Source organism: Pseudomonas sp. 22526 (assembly GCF_052044735.1).
Taxonomy (GTDB): domain Bacteria; phylum Pseudomonadota; class Gammaproteobacteria; order Pseudomonadales; family Pseudomonadaceae; genus Aquipseudomonas; species Aquipseudomonas piscium.
The window spans coordinates 53,403-69,903 of sequence record NZ_JBQENK010000025.1 but is presented as its reverse complement, the minus strand read 5'-3'; the positions used below and the strand labels follow the sequence as shown (position 1 = coordinate 69,903).

General features: G+C 65.3%; 8 protein-coding genes and 1 pseudogene. 4 read left to right on the top strand and 5 right to left on the bottom strand.

Annotated features, from left to right (window positions below; genetic code table 11):
* Window positions 1-91: 91 nt before the first annotated feature.
* Window positions 92-1,147 (top strand): autotransporter domain-containing protein, encoded by a 1,056-nt coding sequence (locus ACTJKT_RS28025; RefSeq protein ID WP_440789538.1) that lies wholly within the window; start codon window positions 92-94, stop codon window positions 1,145-1,147.
* Between the two features lie 216 nt (window positions 1,148-1,363).
* Here ACTJKT_RS28025 and glgB read toward each other — a convergent pair whose 3' ends face one another.
* The 3 genes from glgB to ACTJKT_RS28010 form a co-directional block, all read right to left on the bottom strand.
* Window positions 1,364-3,592, bottom strand: a complete 2,229-nt coding sequence (gene glgB, locus ACTJKT_RS28020) for a 1,4-alpha-glucan branching protein GlgB (RefSeq protein ID WP_440789536.1) — start codon at window positions 3,590-3,592, stop codon at window positions 1,364-1,366.
* Between the two features lie 42 nt (window positions 3,593-3,634).
* Window positions 3,635-6,964 (bottom strand): maltose alpha-D-glucosyltransferase, encoded by a 3,330-nt coding sequence (treS, locus tag ACTJKT_RS28015; RefSeq protein ID WP_440789534.1) that lies wholly within the window; start codon window positions 6,962-6,964, stop codon window positions 3,635-3,637.
* 376 nt (window positions 6,965-7,340) lie between these two features.
* Window positions 7,341-9,341, bottom strand: coding sequence for an alpha-1,4-glucan--maltose-1-phosphate maltosyltransferase (locus ACTJKT_RS28010; RefSeq protein ID WP_440789532.1), 2,001 nt, complete (start codon window positions 9,339-9,341; stop codon window positions 7,341-7,343).
* A 379-nt stretch (window positions 9,342-9,720) separates the two neighbouring features.
* Between ACTJKT_RS28010 and ACTJKT_RS28005 the strand changes: the two are divergent.
* From ACTJKT_RS28005 to mapR, 3 genes and pseudogenes are all read left to right on the top strand, one after another.
* Window positions 9,721-9,819: pseudogene (locus tag ACTJKT_RS28005) on the top strand (DUF3203 family protein); the annotation flags it as partial.
* Window positions 9,820-10,026: 207 nt separating this feature from the next.
* Window positions 10,027-11,439, top strand: coding sequence for a cytochrome c oxidase accessory protein CcoG (ccoG, locus tag ACTJKT_RS28000; RefSeq protein WP_440789531.1), 1,413 nt, complete (start codon window positions 10,027-10,029; stop codon window positions 11,437-11,439).
* 189 nt (window positions 11,440-11,628) lie between these two features.
* Complete coding sequence (mapR, locus tag ACTJKT_RS27995; protein WP_009048808.1) at window positions 11,629-13,038, top strand: GntR family transcriptional regulator MpaR; 1,410 nt, start codon at window positions 11,629-11,631, stop codon at window positions 13,036-13,038.
* A gap of 175 nt (window positions 13,039-13,213) precedes the next feature.
* On the opposite strand, the gene ACTJKT_RS27990 is transcribed toward mapR, so the two are convergent.
* Together ACTJKT_RS27990 and ACTJKT_RS27985 are read right to left on the bottom strand one after the other, a co-directional pair.
* Complete coding sequence (locus ACTJKT_RS27990; protein ID WP_025809107.1) at window positions 13,214-13,960, bottom strand: SDR family oxidoreductase; 747 nt, start codon at window positions 13,958-13,960, stop codon at window positions 13,214-13,216.
* A gap of 415 nt (window positions 13,961-14,375) precedes the next feature.
* On the bottom strand, window positions 14,376-16,454 hold the full coding sequence (locus ACTJKT_RS27985; protein WP_440789528.1) for a putative bifunctional diguanylate cyclase/phosphodiesterase: 2,079 nt from the start codon (window positions 16,452-16,454) through the stop codon (window positions 14,376-14,378).
* Window positions 16,455-16,501 lie beyond the last annotated feature (47 nt).

Below are 16,501 nucleotides of genomic sequence, written 5' to 3'. Positions count from 1 at the left end.
GAGCCTTGCCTCAACGAACTCGGTCGCCCCTCATTCGGGGTAGGAGAGACGCCACAGCGAGACACGGCATGCGATTGCAAGGTAGCCCTCCATGAAAACTTCACTCACCCCACAAGAGATCAAGATCATTCTGTGCACAGTTTCCGCTTCAGTGTTGCTGTGTTCTTCCATGGAGGTACAAGCATCCCCTGCCGAGGATGAGGCGCAGCTCTGGTATCGCCAGGACCTGCTCCTGAACCGTCTGTTGACACCCGCGCCATCCGCGACACCCATGCCACTCAACCCGCCCGCGGGCAACAGCCTGGGCATCGTACAAGGCAGCCCGCAGGCCTGGGACCCGCTGTACGGGCCCGCGGCGCGGCAGACCGAAGCCAGCTACCTGGGTTCGCGCTTTGCCAGCAGCATCAACGGCACGCCGGGCGGCCCGGTGCTCTACACCCTGGAAAGCAGCAGCGGGCATACCCAGCGCATCGGCCTGTTGGGCGGCCAGAGCCAGTTCCAGGCCAACGGCCAGGGCGTGCCCGGTGGTTTCAGCGACCCGCGTAACGACAGTTTCAGTGTCCAGGGTCAAAGTCTTGGCGCGTTCTGGAGCCTGACCGGCCCGCAAGGCTGGCACGTCGATCTGTCGGCCAGCGGCGCCCGGGTCAGCGGTTTCAGCCGCACCGAACAGGGCCAGCGGCAAGCCGCCGAGGGCAGCGCGGTGACCTTGTCGGTACAAGGCGGGATTCCCATCGGCATCAGCGACAACTGGGTGGTCGAACCCCAGGCGCAATTGATCAACCAGCGCGTCAGCCTGGACAACCCGAATGCCGACAGCGGCACCAGCTCGGCCGGCAACCTGAACTCCTGGAGCGGCCGCGTCGGTGCCCACTTGCAAGGTCGTTATGACGTCGCCGGGCACTCGGTGGAACCCTATGTGCGCACCAGCTTGTGGCACACGGTGTACAGCGGCGACATGCTGAGCCTGGACAAGGTCGACAAGATCAGCAGCAGCCACAAGTCTTCCACGGTCGAAGTCGGCCTGGGCCTGGTGGCCAGGCTCACCCCCGCCGTCAGCCTGTACGTGAGCGCCGACTACAGCAGCGACGTGGACGACAATGACCTCAACGGGCTGATCGGCAGCCTGGGTGTGCGGATGCGCTGGTAAGGCCCGCACCGTCCCTGTAGCCGCTGCCAAGCGCCAGCGAGGCTGCGACAAGGCCCGCAGGGCCTTCGAGGCCCTCAAGAGCACGTCCCGTTCCGGGCCGATCGCAGCCTACGGCAGCGGCTACGGGGATTGGGAGATGGACGAAATCCGGTGGGGTCTGGGCGGGCCTTATCGCGAGCAAGCTTCNCGATCCGCTGCGCGCAGCGGCCAGCCGGATCAGCCCTCGGGCTGCAGGATCAGCACCGCCAGCGGCGGCAGGTTCAACGCCAGCGACAATGCCTGGCCGTGGCTCGGCTCATCCTCGGTGACGACCCCGCCGCCGTTGCCATAGTTGGAACCGGCATAGGTATCGGAGTCGCTGTTGAACAACTCGCCCCAGCGCCCGGCGAACGGCACCCCAACCCGGTAGGCCTGGCGCGGCACCGGGGTGAAGTTGGCCACCACCAGCAGCGGCTTGCCCTCCTTGCTCCAGCGCAACCAGGCGTAGACGCTGTTGATCGCGTCGTCGCCGATCAGCCACTGGAAGCCCTGGGGCGCGTCGTCCTGGTCGTGCAGCGCCGGGTGCTCGCGGTACAGCCGGTTGAGGTCGCCTACCAGTTTCTGCACGCCGCGGTGTTCGGGGTATTGCAGCAGGTACCAGTCCAGTTGCTGGTCGTGATTCCACTCGCGCCACTGGCCGAACTCGCAGCCCATGAACAGCAGCTTCTTGCCCGGGTGGGTCCACATGAAGCTCAGGTAGGCCCGCAGGTTGGCGAACTTCTGCCAGCGATCGCCGGGCATCTTGTCGATCAGCGAATGTTTGCCGTGCACCACCTCGTCGTGGGAGATCGGCAGGATAAAGCGCTCGGACCAGGCATACACCAGGCCGAAGCTCAGCTCGTTGTGGTGATGGGCGCGGTACACCGGGTCCTGCTGGATGTAGTGCAGCGAGTCGTGCATCCAGCCCATGTTCCATTTATAGGCGAAGCCCAGGCCGCCCTGCTGGGTGCTCTGGCTGACGCCCGGCCAGGCTGTGGATTCCTCGGCGATCACCAGGGCACCTGGCGCCTCGAGGGACACCACGTCATTCAGGTGACGGAGGAAATCGATGGCTTCTAGGTTCTCGCGCCCGCCGTGGCGATTGGGCACCCACTCCCCGGCGTTGCGCGAATAGTCGCGATAGAGCATCGAGGCCACGGCATCCACCCGCAGGCCGTCGACATGGAAATGCTTGAGCCAGTGCAGCGCCGACGCCAACATGAAACCGTGGACCTCGGTGCGCCCCAGGTTGTAGATCAGGGTGTCCCAGTCCTGGTGGAAACCTTCCAGCGGGTTGCCGTATTCGTACAGCGCGGTGCCGTCGAACTGTGCCAGGCCGTGGGCGTCGGTGGGAAAGTGCGCCGGCACCCAGTCGAGGATCACGCCGATGCCCGCCAGGTGGCAGGCGTTGACGAACGCCGCGAAATCGTCGGCGCTGCCGTAGCGGGCGCTGGGGGCGAACTGCGACAGCGGCTGATAACCCCAGGAGCCGCCGAAGGGGTGCTCCATGATCGGCATCAGCTCGATATGGGTGAACCCCAGGTTCTGCACATAGGGGATCAGGCGTTCGGCCAGTTCGTGCCAGTCGTACTGGCGCGCCACCTCGCCCAGATCGTCCACCTCGCATTGCCAGGAGCCGGCATGCAGCTCGTAGATCGACAAGGGCGCGTCCGCGCGCTGGCGTTCGCCACGGGCCTGCATCCAGTCGAGGTCCTGCCAGTCGATGGCCAAGGGCGTGGCGACTTTCGAGGCGGTGTCCGGCGGCAGCTGGGTGGCCAGCGCCACCGGGTCGGACTTCAGCGGCAGGATGCCGTGGGCGCCGAGGATTTCATATTTGTAGGCTTCGCCCGGGCCCAGGCGCGGCACGAACAGCTCCCAGACCCCGGACGGATGACGCAGGCGCATCGGGTGCCGCCGCCCGTCCCAGACGTTGAAGTCGCCGACCACCGAGACCCGCCGGGCATTCGGCGCCCAGACCGCGAACCGCACGCCGTCGACGCCATCCACAGTTTTCAGCTGGGCGCCGAGGCAGCTACTGAGGTCGCGGTGGTTGCCCTCGGCGAACAGGTACAGGTCCATCTCCCCCAGCAACGGGCCGAAGCTGTAAGGGTCTTCGCCGATATGCTCGCCACCGGCCCATTGCGTGCGCAACAGATAGGGCTGGGCCTGGGCAAAGTGCCCAATGAACAGCCCCGGCACCTCGCTGCCCTCCAGGCTGCCCAGCACCCTGGCGCCATCGCGGGCCAGCACCTGCACACTCAGGGCGCCCGGCAGGAAGGCACGAATGAATTGACCGCCAGCACCGTCGCCATGGGGGCCGAGTACGGCAAAGGGATCCTGGTGCTCGGCACGCACCAGCGCCTCGACATCCCGGGCGCTGGGCATTGCCTGTTTGACCTCACCCTGTTCCTTGTTCGAGAAACTCATGACTGCTCTCCACCACTTTTTGTATCGGAAAAGGGTTTCACATCACTCAACCTTCATATCACTCAGCAGCGCCTGCAGCCCGCGCAGCGGCACCGCGAGCCAGGCCGGACGGTTTTCCGCTTCATAGGCCACTTCGTAGGCTGCTTTCTCCAGACTGAACAAGGCCAGCGCGGCATCCTCGCCGTTTCTGTCCTGCCAGGCATGAGCAAGACTAGCTGCCGCCAGCCGGTACGCCCGGACAAACGACTCGCGGGCTTCGTGCAGATAACGCTCGGCGACCCGCTGCCGGGCCGCCAGGGTGTGGGCCGAGGCGTCGAGGCTCTGGCCGCCGAGGGCTAGCGCTGCCGCGTAGTCGAAGGAGCGCAGCACGCCGCTGACGTCCTTGTACGGGCTGTGCTTGCCCCGGCGCTCGTCCAGCGGCCGCGCCGGTTCGCCCTCGAAATCGATCAGGTAGGCATCGCCCTTGATCACCAGCACCTGGCCGAGGTGCAGGTCGCCGTGGACACGCATGCGCAGGCCACCGACCGCCTGCTTCGCCAGGCCTTGGATATGCGCCAGGATCGCCTTCTTGTGTTGGGTCAATGACGCCACGCGCTGTTGATCCTCGGTCGCCAGTTCGGATTGATGCTGCTGGAGCAAGTGCAAGGCCCGTTCCAGCTGCGCGCCGATCTGTCTGGCCCAGGCCTGGGCATCCTTGGCCGTGCTCGGCCGCGCGCGGAAGTCCGGGTTGGCGGTCGGCGCCGCGAGGACCAGGTGCATTTCCCCCAGGCGCTGGCCGAGCATGCCGGCAAAGTCGCGCAGCTCGCCCAGGGCGTTGTAATGCTGCTCCTGTTCGGACATGGCGTCGGCCAGCTCGTCGCGGATCGCCCGCTCCAGGTTGTTCTGGGTCCACTCCCAGGCGTCGCCCTGATTGCTCAGGTAACCCTGGGCGATCATCAGCAGGCTGTCGCCCTGCCCGTCCCGGCGAATCACCGAACCGAGCAAGGGTGAAATGTGCTGGAAGCCGGCGGCGGTCAGGTAAGCGCCCATCTCCAGTTCCGGGTGCACCCCGCTGGCCAGCTTGCGGATCAGCTTGAGCACCAGGCTGCCACCTATCACCACCGAGCTGTTGGATTGCTCGGCGGACAGGTAGCGCACTTCGGATTCCGCGCCCAGGCCGAGCCCGGCCAACTGCTGCGTAGCCTCGAAGCGGATCTCGCCCTCGCCACAGGGCAACACGGTCTGCGCCTGGATCGCCTGCACGACATTGCGCACAAAACTTTCCAGGGCAAAGGCGTCGGTGATCAGCCCCACCTGGCGGCCACGGCGAACCCGGGCCAGGGCCAGTTGCTGCGGCAGCGCGGCGCCGATCTGCTCTTCGCCGAGCAGACCGAACGGCAGCTGGTAGCGCCCGCTCTGGCCGCCGCCGCTGACCTCCAGCTCGCTGAGCAGCACCGGATGCTGCGGATCGCCAAAGCGCACGCCGTAAACGATATGCACCTGCTCGATGGCGCTGTCCTTGCCGGCGAACCAGCGGCGCTTGGGCAGCCAGGTCGGCAGCGAACTCTGCTCCAGGGTGGTGCGCGACGGCGCTTCGAGCAATTCCTCGAGGCGTTTTTTCAGCACCAGGGTGGTGAAGTCCGGCATGCTCTGGGCCGGCTCCACATGCCAGCTCGGCATCTGGTTTTCCGCCGCCAGGACGAACCAGTAGAACCCGTAGGGCGCCAGGGTCAGGAGGAAATTCAGCTGGCCGATCGGTGGGAAGGCGTTCCCGCCGAGCATCTCCACCGGCACCATGCCGGCGAACGCCGACAGGTCCAGCTCCGCCGCCTGGGCGCTGCGCGACACGTTGGCCACGCAGAGGATGATTTCGTGCTTGCTGTCGGGGCCGGTGTATTCGCGGGTGTAGGCCAGGATCCGACGGTTGCTCGGCGACAGCATCTTCAGGCTGCCGCGGCCGAAGGCCTTGGACTGCTTGCGGATCGCCAGCATGCGCCGGGTCCAGTTGAGCAGCGAATGGGGATCGCCGGCCTGGGTCTCGACATTCACCGACTGGTAGCCGTACAGCGGGTCCATGATCGGCGGCAACACCAGGCTCGCCGGGTCGGCCCGGGAGAAGCCGCCGTTGCGGTCGATGGACCATTGCATCGGCGTGCGCACGCCATCGCGGTCGCCCAGGTAGATGTTGTCGCCCATGCCGATCTCGTCGCCGTAATACAGGGTCGGCGTGCCGGGCATCGACAGCAGCAGGCTGTTGAGCAGCTCGACCCGGCGCCGGTCGCGCTCCATCAGCGGCGCCAGGCGCCGGCGAATCCCCAGGTTGATCCGCGCGCGGCGGTCGGCGGCGTAGTAGTTCCACAGGTAGTCGCGCTCGCGGTCGGTGACCATCTCCAGGGTCAGCTCATCGTGGTTGCGCAGGAAGATCGCCCACTGGCAGTTGGCGGGAATCTCCGGGGTCTGGCGCAGGATGTCGGTGATCGGGAAACGGTCTTCCTGGGCCAGCGCCATGTACATGCGCGGCATCAGCGGGAAGTGGAAGGCCATGTGGCATTCGTCGCCGTCGTTGCCCTTCACATCGCCCCTCTTTGTTTGACCGAAGTACAACTGGGTGTCTTCCGGCCACTGGTTGGCCTCGGCCAGCAGCATGCGGTCCGGGTAGTTGGCGTCGATCTCGGCGCGGATCTGCTTGAGCACGTCGTGGGTCTCGGGCAGGTTCTCGTTGTTGGTGCCGTCGCGCTCGATCAGGTAGGGAATGGCGTCCAGGCGCAGGCCGTCGATGCCCATGTCCAGCCAGTAGCGCATCACCGACAGCACCGCCTTCATCACCTGCGGGTTGTCGAAGTTGAGGTCCGGCTGGTGGGAATAGAAGCGGTGCCAGAAGTACTGGCCGGCCACCGGATCCCAGGTCCAGTTGGACTTCTCGGTGTCGAGAAAGATGATCCGCGTGCCGTCGTACTTCTGATCGTCATCGGACCACACATAAAAGTCCCGCGCCTTGGAACCAGCCTTGGCCTTGCGCGCCCGCTGAAACCAGGGGTGCTGGTCCGAGGTGTGGTTGATGACCAGCTCGGTGATCACCCGCAGCCCGCGCTTGTGGGCCTCGGCGATAAAGCGCCGGGCATCGGCCAGGGTTCCGTAGTCGGGACTGACGCCGCGGTATTCGGCGATGTCGTAGCCGTCGTCGCGACGCGGTGAGGGATAGAACGGCAGCAGCCAGATGGTGTTCACGCCCAGGTCGGCGATGTAGTCGAGCTTGGCGATCAACCCGGGAAAATCGCCGATCCCGTCGTTGTTGGAGTCGAAATAGGATTTGACGTGAACCTGATAGATCACCGCGTCCTTGTACCAGAGCGGGTCCTTGATGAAGGTGGCTGACCTGGTTTTCTTCGCCATGGGTAACTCCTGAAAATTCGTTGGTCCGTGGCTACCTGCGACTGCTGTAGCCGCTGCCGAGCCCGCGAGACTGCGATAAGGTCCGAAGGACCTTCGACGGCCTCAAGAGCGCGTCCCGTTCCGGGCCGATCGCAGCCTGCGGCAGCGGCTACACCGATCGCACCTGTAGCCGCTGCCGAGCCCCGCGAGGCTGCGATAAGGCCCGCAGGGCCTTCGACGGCCTTAAGAGCGCGTCCCGTTCCGGGCCGATCGCAGCCTGCGGCAGCGGCTACACCGATCGCGCCTGTAGCCGCTGCCGAGCCCCGCGAGGCTGCGATAAGGTCCGAAGGACCTTCGAGGCCCCGAGGAACACGTCCCATTCCGGGCCGTCCGCGAATCAGGCAACGCTGATACGCCAGATGCCGAACGGTTGCTGCCAGGGTTCGATCCGCATGAACTGGGTCTTGCCGTTCCAGGTCCAGCGGTGGCCGGTCATCAGGTCCTCGCCCTGGGTCTGCGCATCGTCGGGCAGGCCCAGCTCCCACAACGGCAATTCGAAATGCGCCTCCTGGGCGTTGACCGGGTCGAGGCTGACCGCCACCAGGATGAAGTTGCTGAGATCGGCGGTGCGCTTGCCGAAGTACAGGATGTTGTCGTTCCAGGCGTTGTAGACCTGCAGGCCCAGGTGGGTATGCAGCGCCGGGTTCTGCCGGCGGATGCGGTTGAGCTGGGCGATCTCGGCAATGATGTTGCCGGGAGCGCTGAAGTCCCGGGGGCGGATCTCATACTTCTCCGAGTCCAGGTATTCCTCCCGCCCCGGAATCGGCGCCGCCTCGCACAGCTCGAACCCCGAATACATGCCCCACAGCCCCGAGCCCATGGTGGCCAGCGCGGCGCGGATGAGAAACCCCGGGCGCCCCGAGTCATGGAGAAAGAACGGGTTGATGTCCGGCGTGTTGACGAAAAAGTTCGGCCGATAGCACTCGCGCCACGGCGACTGGTTCAGTTCGGTGAAGTAAGTCGCCAGTTCGCTCTTGGTGTTGCGCCAGGTGAAATAGGTGTAGCTCTGGGAATAACCGACTTTGCCCAGGCGCGCCATCATCGCCGGCGTGGTGAAGGCCTCGGCGAGAAAAATCACCTCCGGGTACCGCGCCCGCACATCGGCGATCAGCCACTGCCAGAACGGCAGCGGCTTGGTATGGGGGTTGTCCACGCGAAAGATCTTCACCCCTTCCTCGACCCAGCCGACCACCACGTCGCGCAGTTCCAGCCACAGGCTGGGGATGGCCTCGATGGCATAGAAGTCGACGTTGACGATGTCCTGGTATTTCTTCGGCGGGTTCTCGGCGTATTTGATGCTGCCGTCCGGACGCCAGTTGAACCAGCCCGGATGCTGCTTGAGCCAGGGGTGGTCCTGGGAACACTGGATAGCGAAATCCAGGGCGATCTCCAAACCGTGCTCGGCGGCAGCGGCCACCAGACGCCGGAAGTCTTCGCGGCTGCCGAGCTGCGGGTGGATCGCCTCGTGGCCGCCCTCTTCGCTGCCGATCGCATAGGGGCTGCCCGGCTCGTCGGGGCCGGCGCTCAGGGCGTTGTTGCGGCCCTTGCGAAAGCTGCGGCCGATGGGGTGGATCGGCGGGAAGTACAGCACGTCGAAACCCATGTCATGGATCATCGCCAGGCGCGAATGCACATCGTCGAAGGTACCGTGGCGGGCCGGATCCTCGGTGATCGAGCGGGGAAACAACTCGTACCAGCTGGCGAACTGCGCTCGTTCGCGTTCCACGTCCAGCGGGTATTCCGGGCTCAGGCTCAGGTACGGGCGGTAGTCGGCCTCGGCCATCAGCCGTGCACTGCGCTCGTGCAGGAACAGCGCCACCTGCTCGGCTTCGAGCAGCGTTGCCAGTTCATGGTGCAGCGCCAGCAACTGCTCGCGCAGCGGCCCCTCGCTGCGCTCGGCGGCATGCAGCACATGGTTGCGGCCCTCCTGCAATTCGAGGCTGACCGCGATGCCGGCCTGGTGTTTTTTCTGCAGGTCGTAGCAGAAGCTGGCGAACTGATCGATCCAGGCCTCGATGCAATACAGGTAGCGGCCCTGGCTGGGTACGCTGAACTGGCCTTCCCAGCCGTTGTTGCCAAGGTCTTGCATGATCTCGCTGCGCCAGATGCTGTCGGCCTCGGCGCGCCAGCGGATGCGCACGGCCAGCTTGTCGTGGCCATCGGCGAACACCTTGCTGCTGACCTGCACCATCTGCCCCGCCACCGCCTTGACCGCGAACTGGCCGCCGTCGATCAGCGGCCGGGTGTTCTCGATGACGATGCGCGGCAGCAACAAGGCCTGCGAGAGTGGCAGGTTCGGGTTGTATTGCAGCTCAGTCGGTCTTTTTTCGGCAGTCATCGAGCATCACCCCTTACGCCCCATGGACGCTCTGTTGCTGGTCTATTCCTGCGCAGTGCCATCCCTGGGGATCGGTCCTCATGATCGGCAACGGCCCGCGCGGATCAGCGAAGCACTTAGGTTCCGAGACACCAGGGCCGGGAAAGTTCACCCGGATTTGCCGCCCTTCGCGCCAGGACTCAAACCACCGTGTCTAGGGCCACCCTGGGAGACTGGGCAAAACCAAGCACAAAGGAGGCCATGCCGACGAGTATCCCGATCCCTCCCGAAACGCCCGATCCGAACATCGATCGCCCGACCTTGTCGCCAAACGATTCGCCGCCAGTCATAGCTTGCGCCGACCGTTACGCCAAAACCATGACAAGCGTAGACAATCGGTTTGTTCATCACCGAAGCAGAAGCCGCCCCATTGACCGTAGCAGGCGCCACCGCCGGCCAGCGCCATCTGCGCACCAGCGACAGTGATTCGGTGATTTGACTGATCTGCATCACAGCGCCCGGCGCAGGCCTGTGCCAGAGGCTGCCGACGCCCGACAACGGGCGCCTGACGGGGTATGGCAAGTTGTCGCAGGGCGGCGCCTGGCGGCCATCTGATCTGCTTTTTATTGCGATACCTGAGTCTGTTATGCAAACAGATCGCTGGGCATAGTTCATCTGCCTGATGGAGGCTGATGAGCGAACGACCATGAGCGAAAGAATCCCCGTCCGATTAGTAGAAACATTCGAGCCTGCGCGCCCAAAGACGAAGGCCAAATCCAGCGACAACCTGATCCACACCCGCAGCTTCACCGGCTTGTTCCGCACCTTGCGCATGAGCGGCGCGGGGTTCCTGTTCCTGCTGTTCTTCGGCACCGTGTGGTTGAACTGGGGCGGCCGCCAGGCGGTGCTCTGGGACCTTGCGGAAAGCAAGTTCCACATCTTCGGCGCCACCTTCTGGCCGCAGGATTTCATCCTGCTCTCGGCCCTGCTGATCATCTGCGCCTTCGGCCTGTTCGCCATCACCGTGTTCGCCGGCCGCGTCTGGTGCGGCTACACCTGCCCGCAGAGCTCCTGGACCTGGCTGTTCATGTGGTGCGAGAAGATCACCGAGGGTGAACGCAACCAGCGCATCAAGCTGCAAGCCGCGCCCTGGAACCTGAACAAGCTGATCCGCCGTTCGGCCAAGCACACCCTGTGGCTGGCCATCAGCCTGCTCACCGGGCTGACCTTCGTCGGTTACTTCACCCCGATCCGGCCGCTGGCCGAGGAACTGCTGACCCTGCAGATCGGCGGCATCAGCCTGTTCTGGGTGCTGTTCTTCACCGGCGCCACCTACCTCAACGCCGGTTGGCTGCGCGAGGCGGTGTGCATGCACATGTGCCCTTATGCGCGGTTCCAGAGCGTGATGTTCGACAAGGACACCCTGACCATTTCCTACGACCCGGCCCGCGGCGAAATCCGCGGCCCGCGCAAACGCGGGGTGAAACCGACCGACATCGGCCTCGGCGACTGCATCGACTGCCAGCTGTGCGTGCAGGTCTGCCCGACCGGCATCGACATCCGCGACGGCCTGCAGATGGAATGCATCGGCTGCGCCGCCTGCATCGACGCCTGCGACTCGATCATGGACAAGATGGGCTATGCCCGGGGCCTGATCAGCTACACCTCGGAGCACCAGTTGCAAGGTGGCAAGACCCACCTGCTGCGCCCGCGCCTGATCGGCTACAGCGCGGTGCTGCTGGTGATGATCGGCGCCCTGGCCCTGGCGCTGGTGGAGCGGCCGATGGTGTCGCTGGACGTCAGCAAGGACCGTGGCCTGTTCCGCGAGAACAGCCTGGGCCAGATCGAGAACATCTACAGCCTGAAGATCATCAACAAGACCCAGCAACGCCAGGATTACCGCCTGCAACTGGTGGACGGCGACGGCTTCCAGCTGCAGGGCAAGAGTGAAATCAGCCTGGCCGCGGGCGAGATCGTCGACCTGCCGGTGTCGGTGGCGATGATCGCCGACAAGCCGCAGAGCAGTTCCCAAGAGCTGAGTTTCAAGGTGATCGACGCCGACCAGCCGCAGATCTACAGCGTGGCCAAGAGCCGGTTTGTTGCGCCCTTGAACCGTTGATCCCTTAGACTGGGCGCCGCCTCGCCTCCCCCGTGGGAGCGAGGCTTGCCCGCGATGGGCCGCAAAGCGGCCGCGAAACCTGTATCCGCGTTCTGTCTGATGGAGCGCGTCGCCCAAATCGCGGGCAAGCCTCGCTCCTACACAGGGGCGCCAGCACAGGCCCCATTACCGCCTATCCCGAGCCGCCCCATGAAACGCTACGAAAAATTCGCCGACGACATCGCAGAACTGATCCGCTCCGGGGTGCTCGGCCCCGGCCAGCGCGTACCTTCGGTACGTTATGCCAGCCAGACCTATGGGGTCAGCCCGTCCACGGTGTTCCAGGCCTATTACCTGCTGGAGCGGCGCGGCCTGATCCGCGCCCGGCCGCGCTCCGGCTACTTCGTCAACACCCATGCGCCCAGCCCGTTCTCGGAGCCGGTGATCAGCAGCCAGGTCAACGAGTCCACCGAAGTCGATGTCAGCGAGCTGGTGTTCTCGGTGCTGGACTCGATCAAGGACCCGACCACCGTGCCGTTCGGCTCGGCCTTTCCCAGCCCGACCCTGTTCCCGCTGCAGCGCCTGTCGCGCTCCCTGGCCAGCGCCAGCCGCGAGATGGACCCGCGCGTGGTGGTCACCGACATGTCGCCGGGCAACCCGCAATTGCGCCGGCAGATCGCCCTGCGCTACATGGTCGGCGGGCTGATGCTGCCCATGGAAGAACTGCTGATCACCAACGGCGCCCTGGAAGCCCTGAACCTGTGCCTGCAGGCGGTGACCGAACCCGGTGACCTGGTGGCCATCGAGGCCCCGGCCTTCTACGCCAGCCTGCAAGTGCTGGAGCGCCTGAAACTCAAGGCGGTGGAAATCCCCGTGCACCCGCGGGACGGCATTGATCTGGGGGTGCTGGCGCAGACCCTGGAACGCCATCCGATCAAGGCCTGCTGGTGCATGACCAGCTTCCAGAACCCCATGGGCGCGACCATGCCCGAGGCGAAGAAGCAGGAACTGGTGGAGTTGCTGCGCAGCCATCAGGTGCCGCTGATCGAGGACGACGTCTACGCCGAGCTGTATTACGGCCAACAGGCGCCGAAACCGGCCAAGGCCTTCGACACCGAGGGCCTGGTGATGCATTGCGGTTCGTTCGCCAAGAGCCTGGCGCCGGGTTATCGCATCGGCTGGGTCGCCGCCGGGCGTTACGCGCAGAAGATCGAACGGCTGAAACTGATGACCTCGCTGTGTGCCTCGATGCCGGCCCAGGCGGCCATCGCCGATTACCTGCAACACGGCGGCTACGACCGCCACCTGCGCAAGCTGCGCTACGCCCTGGAAGAACAGCAGAGCGCCATGCTCGCCGCCATCGCCCGCTATTTCCCGGCGCAGACCCGGGTCAGCCAGCCGGCCGGTGGCTACTTCCTGTGGCTGGAACTGCCGGCGCAGATGGATTCGTTGAAGCTGTTCCAGATGGCCCTGGCCCAGGGCATCAGCATCGCCCCGGGACCGATCTTCTCGCCGACCCAGCGCTTTCGAAACTGCATCCGCCTCAACTACGGCAGCCCGTGGAACGAAGCGGCGGAAAAGGCCATGGAGACCCTGGGCCGGATCGTGCGGTCATTTTGAAGCCGGAGTGGAACCTGTAGCCGCTGCCGAGCCTGCGAGGCTGCGATCGACTGCGTAGCAGTCGCAAAGGCGGCTGGCGCGTTTATCCAGACAGATCGCGGACTCAGGGTTTACGGCCGCTTCGCGACCGTTCGCAGCCTCGCTGCGCTCGGCAGCGGCTACATGCGCGGAATTCTCAGCGGCCGCCGCCCAGGTCGATAAAGGTCCCGGTGGAATACGAGGCCTTGTCCGACAGCAGCCAGATGATCGCCTCCGCCACTTCGTCCGGGCGCCCGCCGCGGCCCATGGGGATGGCGGACTCCAGCTTGCTGACGCGGTCGGCGTCGCCGCTCAGGGCGTGGAAGTCGGTGTAGATATAGCCCGGGCGCACCCCGTTGACGCGGATGCCTTCGCCGGCGACTTCCTTGGACAGGCCGATGGTGAAGGTGTCCAGCGCCCCTTTGGAGGCCGCGTAGTCGATGTACTCGCCGGGCGAGCCCAGGCGGGCGGCGACCGAGGACACGTTGACGATGCTGCCGCCCTGCCCGCCATGCCTTGGCGACATGCGCAGCACCGCGTGCTTGGCGCAGAGGATCGGCCCGAGCACATTGGTCTTCATGATCTTCAGAATGCGGAATTCGGACATTTCGTCGAGCCGCGACTTCTGCCCGACGGTCCCGGCGTTGTTCACCAGCGCGGTAACCCGCCCCAGTTCGCTGTCGACCCGGTGGTACAGGCCGATCACTTCGTCCTCGATGCTGACATCGGCCCGCACGGCAATCGCCTGGGCGCCCAGGCCGCGCACCTGTTCCAGTACCTGGAAGGCCGCCTGTTCGTCGGCCTGGTAGTTGATGCAGATGCGATAGCCCTGTTGCGCGGCCAGCAGCGCGGTGGCCGCGCCAATACCGCGACCGCCACCGGTGATGAGGATGACTTTGTCCATGCTGCCAACTCCCTCGCTGATCTTTGAACGCCGCCAATTAAACACCCTGGGGCCAGCGTTGCAAACCTTCTCGGGGCCTTCATCCGTTCCGTGGCTGATCACCGGTCGGCGTGTCTATCCAGGCAGATCGCTTGCGGTCGCTGCGTCGGAATGCCGCCCAGACCGGGCGCAGCCTCGCAGGCTCGGCAGCGGCTACAGGAGTCGGCTACAACGCTATCGATGTAGCCGCTGCCGAAGGCTGCGATCGGCCGGCACGGCCGTGACGTTCTTATGCCAGCAAGTCCTTGTAGGTCGGCGCTGTCCGGTCCATCGCCATCGCGGGCAATCGAGCGTCGACCGGCCGCTCCTGCAGACGCACACCTGTAGCCGCTGCCGAAGGCTGCGAACCTGCGAAGCAGGCAGGCTTTCGAGACGCTCAGAGGGTCAGGCGTTCGGCCTGATGGATGTTCTGCATGAAGCGTGCGGCCGGCAGCGGGTGGCCGAGGAAATAGCCTTGCAGCGAATCGCAGCCCAGCTGGGTCAGGAAGTTCTGCTGCACGTCGGTTTCCACGCCCTCGGCGACGATGCGCAGGCCCAGGGCCTGGCCCAGGGCGACGATGGCCGAGACGATTGCCGCGTCGTCGCTGTCGTGCTCCAGGTCGCGGACGAAACCGCGGTCGATCTTCAATTCGTTGGCCGGCAGGCGCTTGAGGTACATCAGGCTCGAATAACCGGTGCCGAAGTCGTCGATGGACAGGTCCACGCCCATGTCCGCCAGTTGCTTGAGCACCGTCATGCTGGCATCGGCATCGCTCATGGCCGTGGTCTCGGTGATCTCCAGGGTCAGGCTGTTGGCCGGCAAGCGGTGCAGGCTCAGCGCCCTGGCCACGCTGTCGACCAGCCCGGCATGGCAGAACTGCAGCGCCGAGATGTTCACCGCGATCCGCCAGCTTTCATAGCCTTGGCTGTACCACTCGCGCATCTGCCGGCAGGCCTCGTTGAGCACCCATTCGCCGATGGGGATGATCAGCCCGGTCTTTTCCGCCAGGTCGATGAACTTGTCCGGCAGCAGCAAGCCCAGTTGCGGGTGTTCCCAGCGCAGCAAGGCTTCGGCGCCCACCGGCGAGCCGTTGGCGGCGTCGAACTTGGGCTGGTAATACAGCCTGAACTCGCCGTGCTCGACGGCATGGCGCAGGTCCTGCAGCAGTTGCAGCTGGCGGCGCGCGTCGCTGTTCATCGAGGCGTCGAAGAAGCTGTAGCCGTTCTTGCCGGTGCCCTTGGCGTGGTACATCGCCGCATCGGCATTCATCAGCAGCTCCTGAGGCGTCAGGCCGTTGCCCGGATACACCGCGATGCCGACGCTGGCGGAGATCTGCAACTCGTGTTCGGCCACCCGGAACGCCTGGCCGATCAGGCCCACCTGGCGTGCGGCCAGGCGCAAGGCATCGTCCGCCTCATTCAGTTGCACCAGCAGCACGAACTCGTCGCCGCCGATCCGCGCCAGGGTGTCCTGGCTGCGCAGGTCTTCGCGCAGGCGCACGGCCACCTCGCGCAGCAACTGGTCGCCCATGTGATGGCCGAAGGCGTCGTTGACCGGCTTGAAGCCGTCCAGGTCGATGAACATCAGCGCAAAACAGCCGCCCTGCTCCGTCACCCGCTGCATCGCCTGATCGATACGGTCGGCCAGCAGCGTGCGGTTCGGCAGGCCGGTCAGGGTGTCGTGCAGCGCCAGCTGGGTCAGCTCGCGGTTGGCCAGGGTCAGGGACTCGGCCAGCACCGCGGTGCGGGCTTCCAGGCGGGCGTCGAGTACCGAGGTCAGCAAGGCAATGACCAGCACCGCCAGGGTGGTGATCAGCACCAGGTTATCCAGGCCCTTGCCGCTCAGGCCGTCCACCGCCGCGCCACAGAAACTGCCGTCGGGGAAACGCGCCGCGGCCATGCCGGTGTAGTGCATGCCGACAATGGCGATGCCCATCACCACCGCGGCGCCGCAACGGGCCAGGCGTACATAAGGGGTGTTGCGGCGCAGGCGGAAGGCGATCCACAGCGCCGCGGCCGAGGCGCCGACGGCAATCAGCAGCGAGGCGCCGAACAGGCTCGGGTCGTAGTCGATGCCCGGCTGCATGCGCATCGCCGCCATGCCGGTGTAATGCATGGCGCTGATCCCGGCGCCCATGACCAGCGCGCCGAAAGCCAACTGCCAGAGCGGCAGGCTCTGCTGGCTCACCAGCCACAGGGCGAAACCGCAGGACAGCACGGAAATCAGCAGTGACAGCGCGGTGATGCCCGTGTCGTAGCCCAGGTCGATGGGCAGGCTGAAGGCGAGCATGCCGATAAAGTGCATCGACCACACCCCGATGCCCATAGCCAGGGCTCCGCCGGCCATCCACAACAGTGCCGCTCGACCACTAGTGGTGGCGATGCGACCGGTCAGGTCGAGCGCGGTGTAAGAGGCGAGAATCGCCACAAACAGGGAAATCAGAACCAGTGCGGGAGAGTAGGTACCGATGAGCATGGACGTCTCGTGGCGTTAGCCGGAAGCTTCCATGCCCGGCGGTAAAA

Bases quoted from the DNA above. Each gene is read 5' to 3' on its own strand.
- ACTJKT_RS28025 (WP_440789538.1), top strand. From the start codon at position 92: ATGAAAACTTCACTCACCCCACAAGAGATCAAGATCATTCTGTGCACA.
- glgB (WP_440789536.1), bottom strand. From the start codon at position 3,592: ATGAGTTTCTCGAACAAGGAACAGGGTGAGGTCAAACAGGCAATGCCC.
- treS (WP_440789534.1), bottom strand. From the start codon at position 6,964: ATGGCGAAGAAAACCAGGTCAGCCACCTTCATCAAGGACCCGCTCTGG.
- ACTJKT_RS28010 (WP_440789532.1), bottom strand. From the start codon at position 9,341: ATGACTGCCGAAAAAAGACCGACTGAGCTGCAATACAACCCGAACCTG.
- ccoG (WP_440789531.1), top strand. From the start codon at position 10,027: ATGAGCGAAAGAATCCCCGTCCGATTAGTAGAAACATTCGAGCCTGCG.
- mapR (WP_009048808.1), top strand. From the start codon at position 11,629: ATGAAACGCTACGAAAAATTCGCCGACGACATCGCAGAACTGATCCGC.
- ACTJKT_RS27990 (WP_025809107.1), bottom strand. From the start codon at position 13,960: ATGGACAAAGTCATCCTCATCACCGGTGGCGGTCGCGGTATTGGCGCG.
- ACTJKT_RS27985 (WP_440789528.1), bottom strand. From the start codon at position 16,454: ATGCTCATCGGTACCTACTCTCCCGCACTGGTTCTGATTTCCCTGTTT.